Source organism: Bacteroides sp. 43_46, from assembly GCF_001915455.1.
In the GTDB taxonomy this organism is placed as follows: domain Bacteria; phylum Bacteroidota; class Bacteroidia; order Bacteroidales; family Bacteroidaceae; genus Bacteroides; species Bacteroides caccae.
Genome location: NZ_MNQN01000105.1, coordinates 13277 through 36414, shown reverse-complemented (window position 1 = coordinate 36414; position 23138 = coordinate 13277). Strand labels below are relative to the sequence as shown.

Annotated in this window: 22 protein-coding genes and 2 pseudogenes; 15 read left to right on the top strand and 9 right to left on the bottom strand. The window is 42.7% G+C overall.

All coding sequences use genetic code 11. From position 1 onward, the window contains the following. The 3 genes and pseudogenes from BHV72_RS19570 to BHV72_RS09750 all read right to left on the bottom strand — a co-directional run. A partial coding sequence (locus BHV72_RS19570; protein ID WP_353744892.1) for an HNH endonuclease occupies nucleotides 1-108 on the bottom strand: 108 nt, incomplete at its 3' end. 202 nt (nucleotides 109-310) lie between these two features. Further along, a pseudogene (locus tag BHV72_RS09755) lies at nucleotides 311-544 on the bottom strand (DUF4138 domain-containing protein); the annotation flags it as partial. A 448-nt stretch (nucleotides 545-992) separates the two neighbouring features. Further along, nucleotides 993-1613: a TetR/AcrR family transcriptional regulator gene (locus BHV72_RS09750; RefSeq protein ID WP_005677653.1), complete on the bottom strand. Its 621-nt coding sequence runs from the start codon at nucleotides 1611-1613 to the stop codon at nucleotides 993-995. Nucleotides 1614-1944: 331 nt separating this feature from the next. Between BHV72_RS09750 and rlmF the strand changes: the two genes are divergently transcribed. From rlmF to BHV72_RS09700, 10 genes are all read left to right on the top strand, one after another. Beyond that, nucleotides 1945-2862: a 23S rRNA (adenine(1618)-N(6))-methyltransferase RlmF gene (gene rlmF, locus BHV72_RS09745; RefSeq protein WP_122264299.1), complete on the top strand. Its 918-nt coding sequence runs from the start codon at nucleotides 1945-1947 to the stop codon at nucleotides 2860-2862. Nucleotides 2863-3059: 197 nt separating this feature from the next. Beyond that, nucleotides 3060-3320, top strand: a complete 261-nt coding sequence (locus BHV72_RS09740) for an ATP-binding protein (protein ID WP_122264300.1) — start codon at nucleotides 3060-3062, stop codon at nucleotides 3318-3320. A gap of 106 nt (nucleotides 3321-3426) precedes the next feature. Next, nucleotides 3427-5196, top strand: a complete 1770-nt coding sequence (locus tag BHV72_RS09735; RefSeq protein ID WP_286855641.1) for a helix-turn-helix domain-containing protein — start codon at nucleotides 3427-3429, stop codon at nucleotides 5194-5196. Between the two features lie 79 nt (nucleotides 5197-5275). Next, nucleotides 5276-5638 carry a DUF488 domain-containing protein gene (locus BHV72_RS09730; RefSeq protein ID WP_022042051.1) on the top strand — a complete coding sequence of 121 codons (363 nt, stop codon included), beginning with the start codon at nucleotides 5276-5278 and terminating at the stop codon, nucleotides 5636-5638. An 84-nt stretch (nucleotides 5639-5722) separates the two neighbouring features. Further along, entirely contained in the window at nucleotides 5723-6955 is a 1233-nt protein-coding gene (locus tag BHV72_RS09725) for a Cof-type HAD-IIB family hydrolase (protein WP_005677658.1), read from the top strand. Next, on the top strand, nucleotides 6952-8070 hold the full coding sequence (locus BHV72_RS09720; protein WP_286855640.1) for an isochorismate synthase: 1119 nt from the start codon (nucleotides 6952-6954) through the stop codon (nucleotides 8068-8070). The genes BHV72_RS09725 and BHV72_RS09720 overlap by 4 nt, the downstream gene beginning before the upstream one ends. Before the next feature lie 29 nt (nucleotides 8071-8099). Next, nucleotides 8100-9767, top strand: coding sequence for a 2-succinyl-5-enolpyruvyl-6-hydroxy-3-cyclohexene-1-carboxylic-acid synthase (gene menD, locus BHV72_RS09715; RefSeq protein WP_286855638.1), 1668 nt, complete (start codon nucleotides 8100-8102; stop codon nucleotides 9765-9767). 3 nt (nucleotides 9768-9770) lie between these two features. Continuing rightward, nucleotides 9771-10595, top strand: a complete 825-nt coding sequence (menB, locus tag BHV72_RS09710) for a 1,4-dihydroxy-2-naphthoyl-CoA synthase (protein ID WP_005677664.1) — start codon at nucleotides 9771-9773, stop codon at nucleotides 10593-10595. Between the two features lie 8 nt (nucleotides 10596-10603). Beyond that, nucleotides 10604-11638, top strand: coding sequence for an o-succinylbenzoate synthase (locus BHV72_RS09705; RefSeq protein WP_258974476.1), 1035 nt, complete (start codon nucleotides 10604-10606; stop codon nucleotides 11636-11638). A gap of 9 nt (nucleotides 11639-11647) precedes the next feature. After that, the gene (locus tag BHV72_RS09700) at nucleotides 11648-12760 is read left to right on the top strand and encodes an AMP-binding protein (protein WP_286855637.1); all 1113 of its coding nucleotides are present in this window, start codon (nucleotides 11648-11650) and stop codon (nucleotides 12758-12760) included. A gap of 366 nt (nucleotides 12761-13126) precedes the next feature. Here BHV72_RS09700 and BHV72_RS09695 read toward each other — a convergent pair. Further along, nucleotides 13127-13267 (bottom strand): annotated as a pseudogene (locus tag BHV72_RS09695) (RNA polymerase sigma-70 factor); the annotation flags it as partial. A 96-nt stretch (nucleotides 13268-13363) separates the two neighbouring features. Then, nucleotides 13364-13840: a Dps family protein gene (locus BHV72_RS09690; protein ID WP_055170648.1), complete on the bottom strand. Its 477-nt coding sequence runs from the start codon at nucleotides 13838-13840 to the stop codon at nucleotides 13364-13366. 136 nt (nucleotides 13841-13976) lie between these two features. On the opposite strand from BHV72_RS09690, the gene BHV72_RS09685 reads away from it, so the two are divergent. Beyond that, nucleotides 13977-14903, top strand: coding sequence for a hydrogen peroxide-inducible genes activator (locus tag BHV72_RS09685; RefSeq protein WP_005677669.1), 927 nt, complete (start codon nucleotides 13977-13979; stop codon nucleotides 14901-14903). Between the two features lie 46 nt (nucleotides 14904-14949). On the opposite strand, the gene BHV72_RS09680 is transcribed toward BHV72_RS09685, so the two are convergent. After that, complete coding sequence (locus BHV72_RS09680) at nucleotides 14950-15870, bottom strand: DMT family transporter (RefSeq protein ID WP_286855635.1); 921 nt, start codon at nucleotides 15868-15870, stop codon at nucleotides 14950-14952. Between the two features lie 118 nt (nucleotides 15871-15988). Between BHV72_RS09680 and BHV72_RS09675 the strand changes: the two genes are divergently transcribed. After that, complete coding sequence (locus tag BHV72_RS09675) at nucleotides 15989-16669, top strand: MIP family channel protein (RefSeq protein ID WP_005677671.1); 681 nt, start codon at nucleotides 15989-15991, stop codon at nucleotides 16667-16669. Between the two features lie 111 nt (nucleotides 16670-16780). Here BHV72_RS09675 and BHV72_RS09670 read toward each other — a convergent pair whose 3' ends face one another. Next, on the bottom strand, nucleotides 16781-17503 hold the full coding sequence (locus tag BHV72_RS09670; protein ID WP_286855634.1) for a NigD1/NigD2 family lipoprotein: 723 nt from the start codon (nucleotides 17501-17503) through the stop codon (nucleotides 16781-16783). 176 nt (nucleotides 17504-17679) lie between these two features. On the opposite strand from BHV72_RS09670, the gene BHV72_RS09665 reads away from it, so the two are divergent. The 3 genes from BHV72_RS09665 to BHV72_RS09655 all read left to right on the top strand — a co-directional run bounded on the left by BHV72_RS09665 (nucleotide 17680) and on the right by BHV72_RS09655 (nucleotide 20027). Beyond that, nucleotides 17680-18228, top strand: a complete 549-nt coding sequence (locus BHV72_RS09665; protein ID WP_005677674.1) for an RNA polymerase sigma factor — start codon at nucleotides 17680-17682, stop codon at nucleotides 18226-18228. Nucleotides 18229-18230: 2 nt separating this feature from the next. Continuing rightward, the gene (locus BHV72_RS09660; protein ID WP_286855633.1) at nucleotides 18231-19493 is read left to right on the top strand and encodes a porin family protein; all 1263 of its coding nucleotides are present in this window, start codon (nucleotides 18231-18233) and stop codon (nucleotides 19491-19493) included. Nucleotides 19494-19772: 279 nt separating this feature from the next. Further along, complete coding sequence (locus BHV72_RS09655; protein WP_005677676.1) at nucleotides 19773-20027, top strand: acetylxylan esterase; 255 nt, start codon at nucleotides 19773-19775, stop codon at nucleotides 20025-20027. Here BHV72_RS09655 and pflA read toward each other — a convergent pair. Together pflA and pflB are read right to left on the bottom strand one after the other, a co-directional pair. Further along, entirely contained in the window at nucleotides 20020-20748 is a 729-nt protein-coding gene (gene pflA / locus BHV72_RS09650) for a pyruvate formate-lyase-activating protein (RefSeq protein WP_032837624.1), read from the bottom strand. The genes BHV72_RS09655 and pflA overlap by 8 nt on opposite strands. Nucleotides 20749-20764: 16 nt before the next feature. After that, nucleotides 20765-22993 (bottom strand): formate C-acetyltransferase, encoded by a 2229-nt coding sequence (pflB, locus tag BHV72_RS09645; protein ID WP_005677678.1) that lies wholly within the window; start codon nucleotides 22991-22993, stop codon nucleotides 20765-20767. Between the last annotated feature and the right edge of the window lie 145 nt (nucleotides 22994-23138).

Below are 23138 nucleotides of genomic sequence, written 5' to 3'. Positions count from 1 at the left end.
AACATTATAAATATGATAATATCCACCTATGGCTTCTGGTATCACATGTTCATCTGATAATTCTTGATTATCTTGATGACAAATTATACAATATCCTTTCTGACACATATCCTTTTCAATTTAATAATTTATCATTTACAAATATAAATATTATAAGAAGAACAAAAACAAATAAGATAAATATTATATTTTCTCTTTTTCATTATTGTCATTATCAAATGAGAACGAAACACGGTACATCTGCAGAAGCTGTTGATGAAATTGGTGCCAATAGTCTGCTCGTTGGTTGATACCGATGTGTAGTAGAGCCGGAACGTTTCTTAGTCTGCGTATGCACATAAAGCATTCCGTTATAGGTTTTAATACCCTTTATTAAGAAAAATATGCCGAAACACTTGCTGTCCAAGTAGCGCACTTTACGGTCATTGTTCTTGTAGATGATCTGCATTATCAGTTCCACCAGTAGCGTTTTTTTATACCCTAATTCCTAGAAATAGTTGTTAATGTGGATATACGAACAGTTACTTATGGCTTCTTCTAAAAAGTAATGAAGAAGCGGTTTTCAGAAGTGATTATAGAATAAAGTAAAACATAAGATGAGACTATGATTTGGAACTATGAGTAAAAAAATGTACCTTTGTAATGTAATGATAAAGCTTAGACAAGCGAAAGTCTATGAGTGACACAAAAAGACAGTTTTCAGTTACTAAATCGTTACACTTGAAAAATTGAACTGAATTAAAACGTTGATTCATAAGGATTTTGTGGAGAAAGGTTCATAATCCTGTCTCTCCGCAAAATATTTGTAAGTGATAAAATACATCCGATTTTACATTTTAAATGTAAAATCGGATGTATTTTATATATTTCATTTCTCTATATTTAATAACTGTATCTTTTTAAAACTATTCCGAAAAAGTAAACGTACGCTTTTTTATATTTTTTTGCACCAACAGACAAGTAGGTAAGGAATATGTGCCGGACGGCACTATCTAACATTTCAATAAGGAGTAAACGGCGCGTAAATGTTTGGCAAGACGTTCCGTATCCAGTCCACCGAGAAAAGACATTTCAAAGGACAGCCCCATGTAAACTTGTCGGAACATAACTACTGCATCTTCTACATCCACATCTTTTCTCAATTCTCCGGTATTTATCGCGCGCTGTATGGCGGTACGCCAATAAGCATAATCACCGACTATAAGATTATGGAGCTTTTCTTTGGCGTTAGGGTCATATTGGAGAAGTTGAAACAGAAAATGAAAATATTGGGCATGATATGAAAACTTTCCTTGTACCACCTTATCACTACCTGGGCCTATCAGATTACTCAGCATATCCATTGTTCGTTGTACGCCTTTCACGTATTCATCTATAAATTCGGCAAACGTACCGTTCGTTTCAGTGAATTTGTTTCGTGGGTTTTGCGCGCTAAAACAAAACTTATCCACTACGGCAATGAATAATTCCTGTTTGTTCTTGTAGTATTTGAATATTCCGGCTTTCGACATTCCGAGCATCTTTCCAAGTTCTGCAAAACTGGCTTTTTCATAGTTTACGGACATAAACAGCTTGAACGCTGCTATCAGCAATTCATCACGGGTAATTTTCATTTTGTGATAGTCTTTTATATTTTTCAATCCCGAAAATAGTATTTTATTCTCATACAAGCTACATAACAAGTCATAGATTAACAAAAATAAATCAGAGAGGTCCCTCTAAGATGCTTTAATATGGAATAAAAATCCTTTCACTCTTTCACCTCGTATCTGATTATTTATCAGCTTTTATAGCATTGGAAAGACACAGCAGTTGTTGGAAAAGATTGTGATTCGGTCAGCCGGCCTATATTAAAATGGTTACTGTAAACAATATAACTTATAGTGCGGGAAAAGATATAGGGAAGAATTTGCAGACAGGAAGATTCTCTGTATCTTTGCCGCCATGTCAGAAAGAAGCGAACTACATACAAGAAATAAACACAACGGGCAATACGACTTTTCTCTATTGACGGAGAATTATCCGCCTTTAAAGAAGTTTGTACAACTCAATCCCTATGGTACGCAAACAATTAATTTCTTCAATCCGCAAGCGGTGAAGGCGTTGAATAAAGCGTTGTTGATAAGCTACTACGGCATTCGATATTGGGATATTCCGAAGAACTATTTGTGTCCGCCTATTCCCGGGCGGGCGGATTATATTCATTATATCGCAGATTTGATTGGTTCGGAAGCTGTAAGCAAAGATGTGAAAGTGGAAAATGGAGAGATACGGAAATCTGCATACAGATGTCTGGATATTGGAGTAGGTGCGAACTGCATTTATCCGATTATTGGGCATGTAGAATATGGTTGGATGTTTGTAGGTTCAGATATTGACCCCATATCAATAGAAAATGCACGAAAGATAGTTACTTGTAATCCGGTGCTGGCTCATAAAATAGAGTTACGGCTTCAGAAAGATAGCAGCAAGATTTTTGAAGGCATCATTGCTCCCGATGAATATTTTGATGTGACAATTTGTAACCCTCCGTTTCATCGTTCGAAAGAGGAAGCGGAAGAGGGAACGTTGCGCAAATTGAGTAGTTTGAAAGGGGAGATAGTAAAAAAGGCAAAGCTAAACTTTGGAGGGAATGCGAATGAACTTTGGTGTGAAGGTGGCGAATTGCGTTTCCTGCTGAATATGATTGTCGAAAGCCGGAAATACCGGAAAAATTGCGGGTGGTTCACTAGTTTGGTTTCCAAAGAGAAGAATCTGGATAAGCTATATGCCAAGTTGAAAGCTGTCGAGGTGTCGGAGTACAAGGTTATACGGATGCATCAGGGGACGAAAAGTAGTAGGATATTGGTTTGGAAGTTTTAGGTAATGAAAATTAGTTGAATATATTATTAACAAAATGAATTTGTTTTATGGAAATTTGCATGACATACAAATAAAACATGAAAGCTGTTAACCTGAAATATAAGTATATTTTTGCATCTCTTTGCTTGTTAGTTGCCTTTTTTTAGTGGCTATCACCTAAAACGATTGTACGGCTCAAATCATAGACGAAAAAATATATTTCTCTTGTCTATTCATTCTCTGAAGACGAAATAGGTCATGGAAAATTCGAAGAACTGATAAAACAGGAGTTCAGGAAGCAGAGAATAGAACCTATATTTGATCGGTTTTACAAGAGTGATGAGTTTGAACAGGGGAGTGGCTTAGGACTTCCTATCTGCAAGATCATTGTTGAAAAATTGTCGGGACGTTTGGGAGTAAGTTCGGAAGTCGGGGAAGGTAGTTGTTTTTCGGTTTATCTGCCTTTGGCGGATGCATAATGCTAATGTTTCTTATTTTTATTTCTTAAAATAGAATCCACTTTTGTATTTTATGAAATTATCATTTACCTTTGAATTGTAAATGATTAGACATAATATGAAATATATACATTTAGGGGTATGTATCTGCATATTTTTATTTGTGCATAACCAAATTCTGAGAGCTGACGAAACAGTAAGTGACGATTCGCTATATACCGCCGAGTATATAAATAGTATCTATATTGCACAGCCTAAACGTGCTTTGCAATTATTGGATGAGGCAGAAAATAGAAAAGCAATTCCTTTGCGGATTATCAATGAGTTGCGTAGTTTGTCATATAGCAATATGTATATGAATAAACTGGCGTTTATGTATGCAAGAAAAGCTTATTTGCTTGATTCTATATCTCAAAAAGATCCGAAGCATCTGTTGAAAATGACAGTTCATCTAGCGGAATTTTCGGCTATGATGAGCAAGTATAATGAAAGTATGCGTTATGCATACAGTGGGATTAAACTGGCACAGGAGTTGGAAGATCGAGAAGCCAAAGCCAGATTATTTTTCTGCATAGGTGAGAATAACTGGAGATTATCTTTTAAAGATAAAGCATATGATTATTTTGACCGTACTATTAAATTATTGCGCGGTTCAAATAAAATGCGGGAGATGATGTTGCTTTCTTACTATTATGGAGCAGAAATGAGCTTTTTAATGAACGATTCACGTGTTAAAGAGGCTTTGGAACTTGCTTTTGAGCGTGAAAAGCTTATAAAGCGGCTGGAGGCATTACCTCAAATACCCGAAGGTTATGTGGACGGACAGTATAGTTATTTGTATGCAAAACTTGCCTATATTTATTATGTAGAGAAAAAGAATGCACAGGCGGAACAATATTATCAAAAATACTTGTCGAAGAAAGAATCTCATACACCGGACGGAAAAATGTACTCTGTTCCTTATTTGATGATTTCCGAACAGTATGAGAAAGCTCTTGAGAAATGTAAGGGTTTCAAGGAATGGATGAGAACTCAACAAGATACTTTGAATGAACAATATCTGACTGTTCTTCAACATGAGGTGAAAGCTTATCTGGGTATGCACCACTATAAAGAGGCTGCAGCGACCCGTGGGACTATCTTAGCTATAACAGACAGCATTAATTGTAGAGATAGAAACAATGCGGCATTGGAGTTGAACGCGATGTACGGTGCTTCTGAGAAAGAAGAATACATTGCCCAACAAGCTTTCCAATTAAGAATAAAGAATATCTCACTTGCTTTCATGGTCTGTATCGTTCTGCTGACCTTGTTTATCTTATGGCGTCTGTGGCGTTTCAATAAAACGATTAAATATAAAAACAGAATGTTGGCTAAGTTGATCAATGAGAAACTTGCCGATAAGGAAAAAAGGGATCAGCAGTCGGAGGAATATGAGCAATTCGCTATATCATCAGAAATAGAACTGGAAGACAGATTGCTCGAGAAGGAACAAGAAGAACAGTGTGAGTCTTCGGACGAAGATGACACAGAAGTAGCAAGCGGGGAAAAAGACGAGAATAGACAGATTTTTAAAGAATTGAATCGCATCGTTGTTCAAGATCGTTTGTATCTTTCTCCTGAACTGTCGAGAGAAGACTTGGCGCAAATCGTTCATTTGAACAATGCGCGTTTTGCCCGGATGATAAAAGAATGTACCGGAACTAATTTTAACGGATATATCAACGAGTTGCGTATTGATTATGCTATTCAACTGCTAAAAACACATCCGCACTATACGATACGCGCGATAGCAGATGAAGCTGGGTTTAATAGTGCTCCGATATTATACAGTCTTTTTAAGAAGAAAACGGGAATGACTCCTTATGAATTTAAAAAAGCGCAAGAGTCGCTTTAAAAAACTTTATCGACATCCTTCGGTTAAACAATTTTCGTCTTTCTCGGTTTATTATTATGAGTAACTAAATAAACTAAGAATGATACAGGTTAGGATAAAACGAGTTTACGAAGATTTTTCAGAAGCAGATGGATATCGGGTGCTGGTAGATAAACTATGGCCGCGAGGAATGAAGAGAGAATGGCTGAAATACGATTATTGGGCGAAAGATATAACACCTTCCGCTAGTTTGCGCAAATGGTTTCACGAAGATATTCCCGGGCATTGGAACGACTTTGTCATGCAATATCAAAAAGAACTGGCCGCATCTCCCGCAATGGCTGATTTCCTGATTCTTATCAGACCTCATCCGGTGGTCACACTGCTGTATGCGTCTAAAGAACCTGTCTATAATCATGCCCGGATACTTCGGGATTATCTGGAAATGCATCTGAAAGAGTGAAATTAAAGTAATTTTTATCTGTTTACTCTTTCTGTCGTTCACTCAATTTCCTACCTTTGTAATCTAAATCAAAATCGTGTAATCATGAAGTATAAATTATTGGTTCTTGATGTAGACGGAACACTCCTTAATGACGCGAAAGAAATTAGTAAGCGTACATTAGCGGCTTTGTTGAAAGTTCAGCAAATGGGAGTGCGTATTGTATTGGCATCCGGCAGACCTACCTATGGATTAATGCCACTGGCCAAATCACTCGAACTTGGAAACTATGGAGGCTTTATTCTTTCATATAATGGTTGCCAGATTATAAATGCGCAGAACGGGGAAATCCTGTTCGAACGGCGGATTAATCCGGAGATGTTGCCGTATCTGGAAAAGAAAGCTCGGAAAAACGGTTTTGCCTTATTCACTTATCATGATGATACGATTATTACGGACTCTCCTGAAAATGAACATATTCAAAATGAAGCCCGGCTGAATAATCTGCGGATAATCGAGGAAACGGAATTTTCTGCCGCTGTTGATTTTGCACCCTGTAAGTGTATGTTGGTCAGCGATAATGAAGAAGCGTTGATCGGTCTGGAAGATCATTGGAAAAGAAGACTGAACGGAGCATTGGATGTTTTCCGTTCCGAGCCATATTTTCTGGAAGTCGTTCCTTGTGCCATAGATAAGGCCAACTCTTTGGGAGCTTTGTTGGAAGAACTGGACGTGAAGCGGGAAGAAGTGATTGCTATCGGCGACGGAGTATGTGATGTGACAATGATCCAACTGGCCGGACTCGGCGTAGCTATGGGACACTCGCAGGATTCCGTGAAGATTTGTGCTGACTATGTGACTGCTTCCAATGAAGAAGACGGAGTGGCAATTGCTGTTGAAAAGGCAATTATAGCTGAAGTGCGTGCGGCGGAGATACCTCTCGACCAACTGAATGCACAGGCGCGTCACGCTTTAATGGGAAATTTAGGAATCCAATATACGTATGCCGCTGAAGATCGTGTGGAAGCGACGATGCCGGTAGATCACCGTACCCGTCAGCCGTTCGGCATTCTGCATGGCGGAGCCAGTCTTGCATTGGCGGAGACAGTTGCCGGACTAGGTTCGATGATTCTTTGCCAGCCCGATGAGATTGTCGTGGGAATGCAGGTGAGCGGAAACCACATATCTTCTGCACACGAAGGAGACACGGTGCGTGCGGTAGCAACAATCGTGCATAAGGGACGTTCGTCCCATGTATGGAATGTGGACGTATTTACTTCAACCAACAAACTGGTGTCTTCCATACGGGTAGTCAACAGTGTGATGAAAAAAAGATAACCGACGAAGAAATAAGTAACTTGACAACTATTGATGCATTTATAGAACGGAAGCAACCGTTTGCCGTTTATCGTATTCCCGGGGAGAAAATTCCGTGCCTGGTGACACAGGAGGAGGGGGCAGTCCGTCTGATATACGATTTGCAGGAACTAAACGGGCAGAGAGGATTTGTGATTGCTCCGTTCCGACCTAACGAGACTTGCCCCATTTTGCTGATTCAATCGAATGGGCCGGGGCAACCTTTGCTTCTTGCAGATGATGCGGACGCCGTTCCGCGGGATATTCCGTCAACCGACTATCCCTCCTGTTCCGAGGAATATGCGGAGTGTTTTCGTACATTTATCAGTGCCTTACGTGATAAGACTTTTGAAAAGCTGGTACTTTCCCGTAAACTTATTATTGGAAAACCATCGGCATTTTCTCCTTCATTAGCCTTTCGCGCGGCTTGCCAACGCTATATCCATTCCTATATATACTTATGTTATACTCCCCAAACAGGTATCTGGTTGGGAAGTACGCCCGAAATCATCTTGTCGGGCGAAAAGGACGACTGGCATACGGTAGCATTGGCCGGAACCCAACCTCTGCAAGACGGCAAACTGCCGCAAGTCTGGGATGAGAAGAATCGGAAAGAACAGGAATACGTCTCCTCTTACATCCGTGGCCAACTCCTTTCATTAGGGATTCATTCGACGGAGAACGGACCCTATCCTGCTTATGCCGGCGCCTTGTCGCATCTGAAAACGGATTTCCGATTCTCTCTGCAAGACAATAAAGGTCTGGGTGACCTCCTGAAAGTGTTGCATCCTACGCCCGCCGTATGCGGACTGCCGAAGGATACAGCCTATCGGTTTATTCTGGAAAATGAGGGCTACGACCGCCGTTATTATTCCGGTTTTATCGGCTGGCTCGACCCGGATGGGCGTACGGACTTATACGTCAATCTTCGTTGTATGCACATCGAAGAAGAACAACTCACTCTCTATGCCGGTGGCGGACTGTTGGCCTCCTCGGAGCTGAACGATGAGTGGCTGGAAACGGAAAAGAAGTTGCAAACCATGAGACGGATTATTGTACCTTCTTCTCTGCACGACCCACAGCCTATCACCTCATAATATATAACTTTACAACTTATCACTGCACTATGTATACAGACAAGAAAAACATACTCCAACTGGTTGCGCTTCTCGAAGCACATGGAATAACGAAAGTCGTGTTATGTCCGGGTAGTCGTAATATCCCTCTCGTGCATACCTTGTCCAATCATCCGAACTTTACCTGTTATCCGGTGACGGATGAACGGAGTGCGGGCTATTTTGCCATTGGGCTGGCTTTGAATGGCGGCAAACCTGCTGCCATCTGTTGTACTTCCGGCACGGCGTTGCTCAATCTTCATCCGGCTGTGGCGGAAGCATTTTATCAGAATGTTCCTCTGGTGGTTATTTCTGCCGACCGTCCTGCTGCCTGGATCGGACAAATGGATGGACAGACCTTGCCGCAACCCGGTGTTTTTCAGAATCTGGTCAAGAAGTCGGTCAACCTCCCGGAGATTCATACGGAAGAAGATGAATGGTATTGCAATCGTCTGGTGAACGAAGCCCTGTTGGAAACGAAACATCATGGGAAAGGACCGGTACATATCAACGTTCCTATTTCCGAACCTCTGTTTCAGTTTACGTCGGACGCATTGCCGGAAGTGCGTGTAATCACCCGTTATCAGGGGTTGAACGTGTATGACCGCGATTATAATGACCTCATTGACCGGATGAATAAATATCAGAAACGAATGATTATTGTCGGTCAGATGAATCTTATCTATCTGTTCGAGAAGAAACATACCAAATTATTATATAAACACTTTGCCTGGTTGACGGAACATATCGGTAATCAAACCGTACCCGGCATTCCGGTGAAAAACTTCGATGCGGCGATTTACGCAATGCCTGAGGAGAAGATAGACCAGATGACTCCTGAACTACTGATTACCTATGGCGGGCACGTTGTTTCCAAACGACTGAAGAAGTTCCTTCGTCAACATCCGCCCAAAGAACATTGGCACATCTCTCCTGACGGTGAGATAGTCGACCTCTACGGAGCATTGACAACAGTCATTGAAATGGACCCGTTTGAGTTTCTGGAGAAAATAGCAAGCTTGATGGACAACCGTACACCGGAATATCCCCGTGTGTGGGAAAACTATTGTAAGATTATCCCCGAACCCGATTTTGCGTATTCGGAAATGGCGGCTGTCGGTGCATTGATAAAAGGCCTGCCGGAATCATGTGCGCTTCATCTGGCGAACAGTTCCGTGATCCGCTATGCACAGTTGTATTCCGTTCCTTCCACTGTCGAAATCTGTTGTAACCGGGGGACGAGTGGTATCGAAGGATCGCTTTCTACTGCTGTCGGTTATGCGGCTGCTTCCGACAAGCTGAATTTTATAGCTATCGGGGATTTGAGCTTCTTCTATGACATGAATGCTTTGTGGAATGTGAATGTCCGTCCCAATCTGCGCATCCTTTTGCTGAATAACGGAGGAGGGGAAATCTTCCATACGTTGCGGGGATTGGATATGTCGGGGACATCCCATAAATTCATTGCTGCTGTTCATAAAACCTCTGCCAAAGGCTGGGCGGAAGAACGCGGATTTCTTTATCTGCAAGCAGAGAATGAGGTGGAACTGGCAGAAACCATGCAAATCTTCACCCAACCGGAAGAAAAGGAACGTCCTCTGCTGCTGGAAGTGTTTACCAACAAAAACAAAGATGCCCGCATGCTGAAAAATTATTATCATCAACTAAAACAAAAATAGATTATGTCTACACCAAGAAAATGGACTACCATTAGAGAATACGAGGATATTCTTTTTGATTACTATAATGGGATTGCACGTATCACTATCAACCGTGAACGTTATCGGAACGCTTTCACTCCGACCACAACTGCTGAAATGAGCGACGCACTGCGTATCTGTCGGGAAGAAGCGGACATTGATGTGATTGTAATTACCGGAGCCGGAGATAAAGCATTTTGTTCGGGAGGCGACCAGAATGTGAAAGGACGTGGCGGGTACATTGGTAAAGACGGTATTCCCCGTCTGAGCGTATTGGACGTACAGAAACAAATTCGCAGTATCCCGAAACCGGTGATTGCCGCCGTAAACGGATTTGCTATCGGTGGTGGCCATGTGCTTCACGTGGTTTGCGACTTGTCCATTGCTTCGGAAAATGCCATCTTCGGACAGACCGGTCCCCGTGTAGGCAGCTTTGACGCAGGATTCGGAGCCTCTTACCTGGCGCGGGTGGTAGGACAGAAAAAAGCGCGTGAGATTTGGTTCCTTTGCCGGAAGTATACTGCACAGGAGGCTCTGGATATGGGACTGGTCAATAAAGTAGTCCCGTTGGAACAACTGGAAGATGAATATGTGCAGTGGGCGGAAGAAATGATGTTGCTCAGCCCGTTGGCTCTGCGCATGATTAAAGCGGGACTGAATGCCGAACTGGATGGCCAGTCTGGTATTCAGGAACTGGCAGGTGACGCCACATTGCTTTATTATCTGACGGATGAAGCTCAGGAAGGAAAGAATGCGTTTCTGGAAAAACGCAAACCGAACTTTAAACAATATCCTAAGTTCCCCTGACATTCATAATGGACTGTAAAGTAGAAATTATTCCCCGGTTGCTTCATTTCAGGCAACCGGCAGGAACTTCCCGAGGCATATATACGACACGTAAAGTCTGGTATCTTCATCTGACGTCTCCTGATTTTCCGGGTAGGGTAGGGATAGGAGAGTGCGCGCCTTTGCCCGCATTGAGTTGTGACGACCTTCCCGATTATGAAGTTATCCTGGCTAAAGCCTGTTGTCGGTTGGAAGAACGGCAGGGAAGGCTGGATGTAGACTCTTTGTGTGATTATCCCTCTATCCTGTTTGGTTTGGAAACGGCTATCCGGCACTTCTTTGCAGGAAGTTGGGCATTATGCGATACGGCTTTCTCGCGTGGTGAGGCAGGGATTCCGATAAACGGGCTTATCTGGATGGGAGACTTTGATAAAATGCTTTCCCAGATAGAGAAGAAAATGGAGGCCGGATTCCGCTGTATCAAACTAAAGATCGGTGCTATCAACTTTGAAGAAGAATTGGCATTGCTTCGTCATATCCGTACCCGCTTTTCCTCTAAAGAAATCGAACTGCGTGTCGATGCCAACGGTGCTTTCTCTCCGGTGGATGCAATGGAAAAGCTGAAACGCCTGTCCGAACTTGACTTACATTCTATCGAACAACCTATCCGTGCCGGGCAATGGGAAGAAATGGCACGCCTCACTTCCGAATCTCCCTTACCGATTGCTTTGGACGAGGAACTCATAGGATGCAATACACTGGAAGGAAAACAAAAACTGCTTTCAGCAATTCGTCCGCAATACATTATCCTCAAACCTTCCCTTCATGGAGGAGTATGCGGAGGAAACGAATGGATATCCGAGGCGGAGAAACGGCAGATTGGCTGGTGGATTACTTCCGCTCTGGAGTCGAATATCGGGCTGAACGCTATCGCCCAGTGGTGTGCTACGTTTGATAATCCGTTACCGCAGGGCTTGGGAACAGGATTACTTTTTACGGATAATGTAGAAATGCCTCTTGAAATAAGAAAAGATTGCCTGTGGTTTTGTAATGATGCTATTTAATAATATCCGATGATATTCGACCGACAACAACAACATTTGCTATTGGAAGGAAAAGAATATACTCCTGAAGATATAGCCCGGTTTATAGCAGAAGGAGCAGAAAATACTCCTTCTGCTTTATGGGATTTATACCTTTTCCTGAATGAGTGGTTTAATGATTCTCCGGTCATAACAGTTCATACTTCCGGTTCCACAGGTACGCCCAAAGAACTGATTGTACGTAAAGACCAAATGATGCAAAGTGCACGCTTGACTTGTGAATTTCTGAACTTAAAGCAAGGAGAATCGGCATTGTTATGTATGAATCTCCGGTATATCGGCGCAATGATGTTGGTGGTGCGTGCTTTGGTTGCGGGACTGGATCTCATTGTGCGTCCCGCTTCCGGTCATCCGCTGTCGGATGTGAAACAGCCTTTGAGATTTGCAGCAATGGTTCCCTTGCAAGTTTATAATACTCTTCAGACTCCTGAAGAAAAAGAACGACTCAAGCAAACGGAGATTCTGATCATAGGTGGTGGAGCGATCGATGAGGCTTTGGAAACAGAAATAAAGTCACTTCCGGGAGCTGTCTATTCTACTTATGGCATGACCGAAACCTTGTCTCATATCGCCCTCCGCCGTCTCAACGGAACAGCTGCTTCCGAACGTTATTACCCGTTTTCTTCGGTAAATCTGTCTTTATCTCCTGAAAACACGTTGGTGATTGACGCCCCTTTGGTTTGTGACGGAGTATTACAGACGAATGATATCGCACGAATCTATCCCGATAAAGGTTTCATTATCCTGGGGCGCAAGGATAATGTTATCAATAGTGGCGGAATAAAAATCCAGGCGGAAGAAGTAGAGAAGCTGCTCCGTCCTTTTATTTCCGTACCGTTTGTCATTACTTCAGTGCCCGACCAACGATTGGGACAGGCTGTGACCTTATTGATAGAAGGACGGGCGGATACTGAAGAAATAGAGAACAGGTTACAGACAATATTGACACCCTATTATCGTCCCAAGTATATTTTGACAACGGATTGCATACCGCAAACGGGAAACGGAAAGGTCAATCGCGCGGAATGTTCCGACTTAGCCAGAAAAAAGTTAGTGACGTTTTTACCCTCATACCCTCACTAATTGGCACAATCTCTTTATTCATCCTACTTGTAGCTATGAGGGTAACTGCTGATAGCTGCCTGAGAGTATATATTTACCCTCATAGTACTTCGTCCAGATTCCGGTGGGATTGCCCTGTTTCCCTTTGTATATAATATGCAAATACTTAGGGATTCTTAGGCAAGTACTTCTTGTTTTGTAAAGGCTCACATTAGTGAATAAGATTGTTTACAGCCGTGAATTAATTTATTCATAGATGTTAGCCTATTTGCTTACATTAGTGAGCCTTTGCTAACTGTTAGGCAAAGTCGTATAAACAATAGGGATAATACATATCAGATGCGGGTGTTTCTCAGAAGATAAGCATATATCTGGAGTGAGGAGAAATCATGCACGTAATAACAACAGGAGGAACAACGGTAAGTAGTCTTTCAGTTCATTTCGTAAAAGTTCCATAGTTTTTTGGTTGTACCGGTTGATAGATTTCACGCTGAGATTCATATTTTCTGCGATCTCTGTGTGTGTTTTTATTTGACGATTTCTTATAATAAAGAAAGGGAGAATGCCTCTTGTTATGGAGGTTTTCTCTCTTTCTTACCTAAAACTTAAATCCTTATTATCAAGTTACTTGCTATTATAAGCCGTCAACATCCAAACTAATTTTTCCTGTTCTTGCAGATAATCGCTCATCATCGAAACGGTAACTTCGTCTCCGGATTGTGATGCAATAGAAAGAATTTTTCGTTCTTCACCGATCAGATAGCTGATAGACTGAAGGATGTTGTTTAGTGCCTGTTCGCCGTTGCTTATTTTATCTACTTCGTTGATATTGGCAACCTTCAGGTAGTCGCTGAACTTATTGGCAGGAGTGCCACCCAGCATGAGGATACGTTCTGCAATTTCATCTACTTTTTCAGCAGTGTCATCATACATTTTTTCGAATTGGCTGTGGAGAACAAAGAAGTCGTGTCCTTTGATGTTCCAGTGGAAACCACGGAGATTAGTGTAATACACTTGGAAGTCAGCTAAGAGTTGTTGCAAAGATACTACTACGTTGTTTGCTCCTGATTCATTCAATTTGATAAGTTCTAAAGTTTTCATATTCTTTTTATTTTTAATGATTTATACTTGTTTCCTTTTTTCTGTATTGCAAAGATAAGGCGGAAAATGCTTGTTGTCAAACTGAAAATTTCTATCTTTGCATAGAAGAAATCTATGACTTAATATGATTTGATAGATGACAATACAACAATTGGAGTATATATTGGCTGTTGATCAGTTCAGACATTTTGCACGGGCAGCCGAATATTGCCGTGTGACACAACCGACTTTGAGTGCAATGATTCAGAAGTTGGAAGATGAACTGGGCGTAAAGCTATTCGACCGGACAGTGCAACCTGTTTGCCCGACAACTATCGGACAGAAAGTAATAGACCAGGCTCGTGTGATTCTGGCGCAGGCGGCCCAAGTGAAAGATATTATCAGTGAAGATAAGCAGTCGTTGTCAGGTGTCTTTCGTTTGGGGGTATTACCTACTATTGCTCCATACCTACTTCCGCGTTTCTTTCCTCAATTAATGGAGAAATATCCCGAACTGGATATTCGCGTCACAGAGATGAAAACGCAGGATATTCAGCAGGCATTACATGCCGGAGATCTGGATGCGGGAATTATAGCCAGCAAATTGGAAGACTCATTTCTGACCGAAGAAACTCTTTTTTATGAGCAATTCTATGCTTATGTATCCCGCAAAGAACCGTCGTTCAAGCATGAAGTAATCCGTACTTCCGATATAACGGGCGAACGTCTCTGGCTTTTGGATGAAGGGCATTGCTTCCGTGACCAGCTTGTTCGTTTTTGCCAAATGGAAGCGGTGAAAGTCAGCCAAATGGCTTATCGGCTGGGAAGTATGGAAACGTTTATGCGAATGGTGGAAAGCGGGAAGGGGATTACCTTTATTCCCGAACTGGCAGTGACACAGTTGACAGAGGAACAACGGCAACTCGTCCGTCCGTTTGCCATTCCTCGGCCTACGAGGCAAGTGGTGCTGGCTACAAATAAAGATTTTATTCGCCACAGCCTTTTATCTGTTTTGAAAGAAGAAATAAAGGCGGCAGTTCCTAAAGAAATGTTGTCATTACAATCTATTCAATGTTTGTTGTGAGCTGATACTGATATTTGTCGGACTATTATGTTTGCCGGAGTTTGTTCTATACTCCGGCTTTTGTTTTCTTGAACCATTCACTTATTTCGGTCCCTTTGAAATAGATAATCAAGGAGCTGACGATCACGACCATTCCTGCAACGGTACTAAAAGTCGGATATTCGTCAGGGAGCATGATCCAGCTAAGGACTGCACCCAGAATCGGATTGATCAACCGGCACATATTGATGTCGCTGACTTTGGCGCCTTTGCTTTGTAAGGCGATAAACCAGAAGCTGAAGGCGAATACAGATATGAATACCAGTATCGCAAGGCTGGCATAAAATCCGCCGGGTTTTCCGATAAAAGAATGATAACCTTCCGTGCCCAAGCCCACCATATATATAAGCAGACCTCCGAAGAACATCTGCACCGCATTCAGGAAAATAGGATTCACCTTTCCTTTGTCTTCTGAAACGGAGATAGCAGAATACCCTTGAAAGATAATACTTAACAGTAAAAGTACGATTCCCGTAATTCCTTTCCAGTCGAGTGGTGCACCGTTGCTTCCCATTCCGATAATCAGGAACAGGCCGATGAGGCTGACAATAAGACTGATAATCTTATGAGTGTTCAGTTTGTCATTACTTGCGAGCAAGTGCGCTAACAGGACATTAATCAAAGGTGTCATTCCCATAATAATGGACGATATAGCTCCGCTTACAAAGTCTACACCGAAGTAAAAAGCAGTATATCCCATAAACATATTGATAAGAATCAGATTCAGGAACAGTTTACTGTGTTGACGGATTTCCCGCCACATACCCTTGTGCCAGGTATAAGCGAAAAGAATAATCCCAACAGTGGTAAAGCGGATACCGGCGAAGTTCATAGGGGTGAAGTCATAGCTCAATCCTTGTTTGATAAACGGGTTTACAATAGCCCATAGGATAGAAGCCAATATGGCGTAAAAAAGTCCTTTCTTCATTTTATTTGCTAGTCTTTTATTCAAAAATGCTGCAAAGATACAAATAATTAGGTAGATGCGTTTTGTTTCTTTGGGATAATTCTTTATATTTGGCAAATCAACCATTTATATAATAGTTATGAAAAAGTACATTGCAGAAATGATTGGAACGATGGTACTCGTTCTTATGGGATGCGGAAGTGCTGTTTTTGCCGGTAGTGTAACAGGTACAGTAGGTGCTGGCGTGGGAACGGTCGGCGTAGCTTTGGCATTCGGTCTTTCAGTGGTAGCGATGGCGTATGCTATCGGAGGAATTTCGGGATGTCACATTAATCCTGCCATCACATTGGGAGTGTTCCTTACCGGGCGTATGAACGGAAAAGATGCAGGAATGTATATGATTTTCCAGGTGATTGGAGCCATTATCGGTTCGGCTGTTCTTTTTGCTTTGGTGTCTACCGGTGCGCATGATGGACCTACGGCTACGGGTTCGAACGGCTTTGGCGAAGGAGAGATGTTGCAGGCATTCATAGCAGAAGCTGTGTTTACTTTTATTTTTGTATTGGTGGTACTGGGTTCTACCGATCCTAAGAAGGGGGCGGGCAATTTAGCCGGACTGGCTATTGGTTTGTCTCTCGTATTGGTACATATCGTATGTATTCCTATCACAGGAACCTCTGTAAATCCGGCACGTAGCATTGCTCCGGCATTGTTCCAAGGCGGCGAAGCGTTGTCACAGTTGTGGTTGTTTATCATTGCACCTTTTGTGGGAGCTGCTTTGAGTGCGGTGGTGTGGAATTATTTTGGAGATAAGAAATAACTTGTTTATATAATAAAAGTAAGAGGGCGACAGTTTCACAACTACCGCCCTCTTTTTGCGTAATTAATATATTATATTAAAAAAGAGTGTTTTTCACGCAGAATTAATAAATCAGGGAAATTGTACTTTATAATTCTTTATTCCGTCATATAAAGTTCTGACACGGATATTCAGTCCCTTCTTTCCCTCTATCTGTTCTTCTATCTTATCCAGTTTGAAAGATACATATCCTTCGCCTAAATGGTCGGGAGAATCTCTTTCACTGTTGTGACGGAATTCCAGATTGATATATTCGTCATCGGTATTATCTTCGTTTTCGTCAGCGGAATCAGCTTCCTTATTGTTGATAACCAGATTCAGGAAATGCTTCTTGTCTTCACTATGGGTACCATAGTACTGGAATTCGATAGTCAGATACTTCTTATCTTTACTAATCCACATATAAGTAGCGTTTATTTTATCATCCCCGATCTTTTCTTCTGTATTTTCTTCATCGTCCATGGTGACGATCTCTTTTGTTAACACTTTCGTAATATCTCTCACTTGGATATTGTAGTCATATCCGTTTACGGGTTGCTCCAGCTCGTTGAATATAACAAAGGCACGTTGTCCGTTTTCAAATTTCTCGCCTCCCCATGCCTGCGAATTACTCGGGAACATCGTCTTTCCATTATCCAAAGTGAAATAAAATTCTTTGCTATCCTCACTGATTTGGTTGATAGTGCTGATAACCAATGAACGCGATTGATGATCATTGTCGTCCAGGCACGATTGCAGCATCGGTAAGGTGATTATGATAGCTAAAGTTAAGGTAATGAATTTTAATTTCTTCATATACATAATAGGTTATGGATTTTAATAATATAATTGCTTTTTATTTTGAAAATGCGGGGAGGCAGAAAATATTGCATTCGAATCTGTTAAAGAAACAAAAGTACTAAAAGAGTTGTTCTCTCTATGCAGTATTTCTATCTTTGCTGCATTTATAAGATAAACACGTGTATAAGAGAATGGAAGAATTAGAGTTGTCGGAACAATGCAGGCTGGGAAACAATCAGGCCCGCAAGGAACTGTATGAGCAGTATGCGGGGCGCATGCTTGGCATCTGTCTTCGTTATACCGGCGACCGTGATACGGCCCAGGATCTGCTTCACGACGGCTTTATAAAGATATTCGATTCTTTCGACAAGTTCACCTGGCGAGGTGAAGGCTCCTTACGAGCCTGGATGGAGCGGGTAATAGTCAATACGGCTTTGCAATATCTTCGGAAAAATGATGTAATGAATCAGTCGGCGCCTTTGGAAGAATTGCCCGAGAAGTACGAAGAACCGGATGTTTCGGATGTAGAAGCGATACCACAAAGAGTATTGATGCAGTTTATCGAAGAACTTCCCGCAGGATATCGTACAGTGTTTAACCTTTATACGTTTGAAGATAAATCACACAAAGAAATCGCTCAGGTATTAGGCATTAATGAAAAATCGTCGGCTTCGCAACTGTTTCGTGCGAAAAGCGTGTTAGCAAAAAGAGTAAAAGAATGGATAATGAATAATGGATAGATATGGAAGAGAAAGAATTATGGATGAATAAGTTGAAGGAGAAGCTCGAAGATTATTCGGAGCCGATACCGGCTTCCGGTTGGGAACAACTGGAGAAAGAGCTTATGTCTCCTGTGGAGAGGAAGATATATCCTTATCGGAAATGGATGATGGCGGCTGCGGCTGTTATATTACTGGCTTTGGTTTCTTCTGTAAGCCTGTATTTTCTGGGTACGCCTGCCGCTGACGAAATACGTCATACTCAAACCCCTGCATTGGCTTCCGTACCGGACGCATTGCCTGCGGTGCAACAGCCGGATGCGCAAGGTGCAACGGCAGATCCTGTGTCGCGTCCTATGCTAAAGACAGATAGACTGGCGAAAACAGAACACAATATTTCCGAACAAAATACGTATACCGATCAACCTGTTATTCAGAATGAAGATGAGTTTCCGGCAACAGATGATAAGATTGATAATGGAGAAAAAGAGGAGACAAAGCTAGTGAAAGACGCGAATGCTGGTCAAAAAAAGCAAGCGTTGGAAACGGAAGAACCTAGAAACAACAGACCTCGCCGTCCTTCGAGTAGAGATAAATATCATATCCCGACAGAAAAGAAATCTTCTCAAAAGGGAACTTGGTCAATGGGGTTTGCCGTCGGAAATTCCGGAGGTGCTTCGACGGAGGTAGGGGGAGGTACCCAATATCTGTCTCGAGTAAGTATGGCTGCTGTTTCTAACGGCTTGATGAATATACCGGAAGATAAGACATTGGTGTTTGAAGACGGTATACCTTATCTGCGCCAGGCAAAGCAGGTGATTGACATTAAGCATCATCAGCCTATTTCTGTGGGAGTGTCTGTTCGTAAAAGCTTGGGTAAAGGGTTTTCTGTTGAAAGTGGATTGACCTATACACTGCTTTCTTCGGATGTAAAACTGGTGGATGGCAATCAGGAAGTGGAGCAGAAACTACATTATGTCGGCATTCCGTTGCGTGCCAACTGGAACTTTTTGGATAAAAAACTGGTCACTCTCTACGTTTCCGGGGGCGGTATGATAGAAAAATGTGTGTATGGAAAACTAGGCTCCGAGAAGGAAACTGTTAAACCTTTACAATTCTCCGTATCTGGTGCAGTCGGCGTACAGTTAAATGCGACGAAACGTATAGGTATCTACATGGAACCCGGTGTTGCTTATTTCTTTGATGATGGTTCGAGCGTACAGACTATCCGCAAGGAAAATCCGTTTAATTTCAATATACAGGCAGGTATCCGATTTACATATTAATGAAAAACTTTTCTATAAACTTGTCGACATTGGTGGATATTGCTTGGGTTACTCTCGCTAAGTCGTCTTTATTATTCGGGTGGGTCCGACCAGTGGAAAGATAAGCGTAGTTCGGGCGGAAGTTAAGATGGGACGCTGAGTTTTGTGACTGTTGCTTTTGACGAACGTATTGCATTTCTTTCTGCATTCATTCTATCCCGCATTATGTGATATGACGGGATTTCTTCATGGACGTGCCGGAGGGTGGCCGAGACTTTTGTCTGCTTCCGAACGAAAAAAATGCCAGTATCTATTGACATTGCCTGTCGGACACTGGCTTATTATGATGTGGCTAATTTGGCTCAAAAGATTAAAGTACCGGGATTTTATTCGTATGGCTATAATGACAACACTTGTCCGCCTACCACGGTGACGGCCGCGTTGAATGTAATTACAGCCCCGAAAACGATTGTGGTAACTCCTGTTTCCGCTCATTGGCGTTTTGAGGAAACCAACCGTAAATCTATTGAATGGATGAAAAAGCGTATTAATTGACTACTACCGTAGTGAAATACTTTTTGAATACCTCCGTAGCTTTTTCAAGTTGTTCGGGGGTATTTTCTTTTACGTCTTTCAGCTTGTATTCCTGTTCCATTGCTTCGTACTTGTGTACGCCCAGAGTATGATAAGGAAGGATCTCCACCCGTTGAATCATCTTATACTTTCCGAGAGCTTCTCCCAATTGTCGGATGTCTTCTTCAAAATCGCTGTATCCGGGTACTAGCACATAGCGGAGCCAGAAAGGTTTTCCGTTCTCTTCCAACCAGGTTGCCGTGCGGATTGTCTGCTCGTTGCTTCTTCCGGTCAGCATCTGGTGGCGGGCAGGATTGAATTCTTTAATATCCAGCAATACGAGGTCTGTTAGTTGGAAAAGTTTCTCTACGTCTTCATTCCAAAGACCGCCGTTGCTGTCTATACATACATGAATCCCTTTCTCTTTCAGTTCGCGAACCAACGGGACAAGCGCTTTTGCCTGGAACGTAGGTTCTCCACCGGAGAAAGTGATACCGCCGCGTTTTCCGAAAAAGGGACGTTGACTCATTGCCATGCGGATGATTTCTTCCGGTGGAGTAGGTGTACCTCCTTTTCCGGCTATCGTGTCGGGATTGGCGCAATACAGGCAGCGGAAATTGCAACCTTGAAGAAAAACGACGAGCCGTAAACCCGGCCCGTCGAATGTTCCCATACTTTCGTATGAATGTACGTTTATTGTCATATAAGAGTAGATAAGATTACATACGTTCGTGGAAGCTACGGCTGATTACTTCCAGTTGGTGTTCACGACTCAACTTCACGAAGTTTACAGCATAGCCGGAAACACGGATTGTAAGCTGCGGATATTTCTCGGGATGTTCCATCGCATCATAAAGCATCTCGCGGTTCAGAACATTTACGTTCAGGTGGTGAGCGCCTTTGGTGAAGTAACCGTCCATCATTGTAACGAGATTTTCAACGCGGTCTTCTTCGGTAGCTCCCAATGATTTCGGAACGATAGAGAAGGTGTTACTGATACCGTCTTGTGAGTCGCGGTAACGAAGTTTTGCTACGGAACTCAAAGAAGCGATAGCACCGTTCTTATCTCGTCCGTGCATCGGGTTAGCACCCGGAGCGAAGGCAACGCCTTTGGCACGTCCGTCCGGAGTAGCACCTGTCTTCTTTCCGTACATCACGTTGGAAGTGATGGTCAGCAGGGAGAGGGTAGGACGGGCATTCTTGTAAACCGGGAGTTTCTTCAATTCTTCGCTGAAGAAATATACGAGGTCAACGCCAAGGTGGTCTACCTTGTCGTTATCGTTTCCGAAACAAGGGAATTCGCCTTCAATGTCGAAACCTTCTGTCAGACCTATATCGTTGCGGCGGGCGGTAACCTTTGCGTATTTGATAGCTGACAATGAATCGAGCGCAATAGAAAGTCCGGCTACGCCGTAGGCAAGGTTAATGCGCGGGTTAGTATCTACGAGTGCCATTTGAGCCTTTTCGTAGTAATACTTATCGTGCATATAGTGGATGATGTTCATCGCTTCGTTATAAACGCGGGCAATTTCGATCAGAACCTTCTTGTAGTTGTCCATTACTTCTTCAAATTTCAGTGTGTCGCTGGTCAGTACGGGAATATTCTTCACCATGACTGTACCTGTGTTTTCGCAACGTCCACCGTTGATAGCAAGCAACAGAGCTTTTGCCAGATTACAGCGTGCACCGAAGAACTGGATTTGCTTGCCTATCTCTTGGTAAGATACACAGCAGGCGATTCCGTAGTCGTCAGATTGACGTACTTCACGCATCAGGTCGTCATTTTCGTACTGAATAGAAGAAGTGTCGATAGATACTTTAGCACAGAACTCTTTGAATCCTTCCGGCAGTTCGGGACTCCACAGTACGGTCAAGTTTGGTTCTGGTGAAGGGCCGAGGTTGTACAAGGTTTGCAGGAAACGAAAAGAAGTCTTTGTCACTTTGGTACGTCCGTCGTTGAAGCGTCCGCCCAAAGATTCGGTTACCCAAGTAGGATCACCGGCAAAGATATCGTTGTATGATTGCATACGCAGATGGCGTACCATGCGTAGTTTGATAACAAACTGGTCAATTAGTTCCTGTGCGAAAGATTCGGTGATCGTTCCCTTGCTCAATTCATATTCCATGTAGATGTCAAGAAAAGAAGAAACGTTACCCAGTGACATTGCAGCACCGTCTTGCTCTTTTACGGCAGCAAGATAAGCCATGTATACCCATTGAACAGCTTCTTGGGCGGTATATGCGGGACGGCTCAAATCGAGTCCATAGTATTCACCCATTACTTTCATCTCTTTCAAGGCTTTGATTTGTTCTGCCACCTCTTCGCGCAAGCGGATACGGGCGTCAGTCATCGGACCGGTGAGGTTGCGCAGATCTTCTTTTTTAGCTTCAATCAGTCGGTCGATACCGTAGAGAGCCATACGGCGGTAGTCACCGATGATACGTCCGCGAGCGTAGTTGTCGGGCAGTCCGGTGAGGAATCCCAGAGAACGGAACGAACGGATTTCTTCGGTATATACGTCGAACACTCCATCGTTGTGTGTCTTGCGGTAGTGGGTGAAGATATCTTTCACACGGTCGTCCACTTCCACGCCGTTTTCGTGGCAAGCCTTGCTTACTACGTTGATACCTCCGAAAGGCTTGATAGCACGTTTCAGAAGCTCGTCTGTTTGCAGACCGACGATTAGTTCGTTTTCTTTGTCGATATATCCGGCTTTGTGTGATGAAATGGTAGATACAGTAGCGTTATCAAGCGAGCGGACACCGTTGTTTTTTCTTTCTTCTGCCAGTGCTTCAAGGCAACGGTTCCATACGGCTTTTGTACGTTCGGTAGGTCCTTCAAGGAAAGAAGCGTCTCCGTAGTACGGAGTGATGTTATGACTTACGAAATCTCTGACGTTGATTTCGTTGCTCCAAAGACCGTCTTTAAAGATCTTGTTTAATTCCATAAATGATAAAATTAGAGGTTGTAGTTATCCTTTTCTTTAGAGCGCACAAAGTTACAATCATTTTTCATATAATCGGCATAAATATGCCCTATTTTATGCTTTTCAACATAAAATACCTGGATATTGCTATCTTTTGGAAACCTTC

What these genes read in the sequence shown, in the direction of transcription:
- BHV72_RS09750 (WP_005677653.1), bottom strand. Translation starts at nt 1,613, where the DNA reads ATGAAAATTACCCGTGATGAATTGCTGATAGCAGCGTTCAAGCTGTTT.
- rlmF (WP_122264299.1), top strand. Translation starts at nt 1,945, where the DNA reads ATGTCAGAAAGAAGCGAACTACATACAAGAAATAAACACAACGGGCAA.
- BHV72_RS09730 (WP_022042051.1), top strand. Translation starts at nt 5,276, where the DNA reads ATGATACAGGTTAGGATAAAACGAGTTTACGAAGATTTTTCAGAAGCA.
- BHV72_RS09725 (WP_005677658.1), top strand. Translation starts at nt 5,723, where the DNA reads ATGAAGTATAAATTATTGGTTCTTGATGTAGACGGAACACTCCTTAAT.
- menD (WP_286855638.1), top strand. Translation starts at nt 8,100, where the DNA reads ATGTATACAGACAAGAAAAACATACTCCAACTGGTTGCGCTTCTCGAA.
- menB (WP_005677664.1), top strand. Translation starts at nt 9,771, where the DNA reads ATGTCTACACCAAGAAAATGGACTACCATTAGAGAATACGAGGATATT.
- BHV72_RS09705 (WP_258974476.1), top strand. Translation starts at nt 10,604, where the DNA reads ATGGACTGTAAAGTAGAAATTATTCCCCGGTTGCTTCATTTCAGGCAA.
- BHV72_RS09700 (WP_286855637.1), top strand. Translation starts at nt 11,648, where the DNA reads ATGATATTCGACCGACAACAACAACATTTGCTATTGGAAGGAAAAGAA.
- BHV72_RS09690 (WP_055170648.1), bottom strand. Translation starts at nt 13,840, where the DNA reads ATGAAAACTTTAGAACTTATCAAATTGAATGAATCAGGAGCAAACAAC.
- BHV72_RS09685 (WP_005677669.1), top strand. Translation starts at nt 13,977, where the DNA reads ATGACAATACAACAATTGGAGTATATATTGGCTGTTGATCAGTTCAGA.
- BHV72_RS09680 (WP_286855635.1), bottom strand. Translation starts at nt 15,870, where the DNA reads ATGAAGAAAGGACTTTTTTACGCCATATTGGCTTCTATCCTATGGGCT.
- BHV72_RS09675 (WP_005677671.1), top strand. Translation starts at nt 15,989, where the DNA reads ATGAAAAAGTACATTGCAGAAATGATTGGAACGATGGTACTCGTTCTT.
- BHV72_RS09670 (WP_286855634.1), bottom strand. Translation starts at nt 17,503, where the DNA reads ATGAAGAAATTAAAATTCATTACCTTAACTTTAGCTATCATAATCACC.
- BHV72_RS09665 (WP_005677674.1), top strand. Translation starts at nt 17,680, where the DNA reads ATGGAAGAATTAGAGTTGTCGGAACAATGCAGGCTGGGAAACAATCAG.
- BHV72_RS09660 (WP_286855633.1), top strand. Translation starts at nt 18,231, where the DNA reads ATGGAAGAGAAAGAATTATGGATGAATAAGTTGAAGGAGAAGCTCGAA.
- BHV72_RS09655 (WP_005677676.1), top strand. Translation starts at nt 19,773, where the DNA reads ATGCCAGTATCTATTGACATTGCCTGTCGGACACTGGCTTATTATGAT.
- pflA (WP_032837624.1), bottom strand. Translation starts at nt 20,748, where the DNA reads ATGACAATAAACGTACATTCATACGAAAGTATGGGAACATTCGACGGG.
- pflB (WP_005677678.1), bottom strand. Translation starts at nt 22,993, where the DNA reads ATGGAATTAAACAAGATCTTTAAAGACGGTCTTTGGAGCAACGAAATC.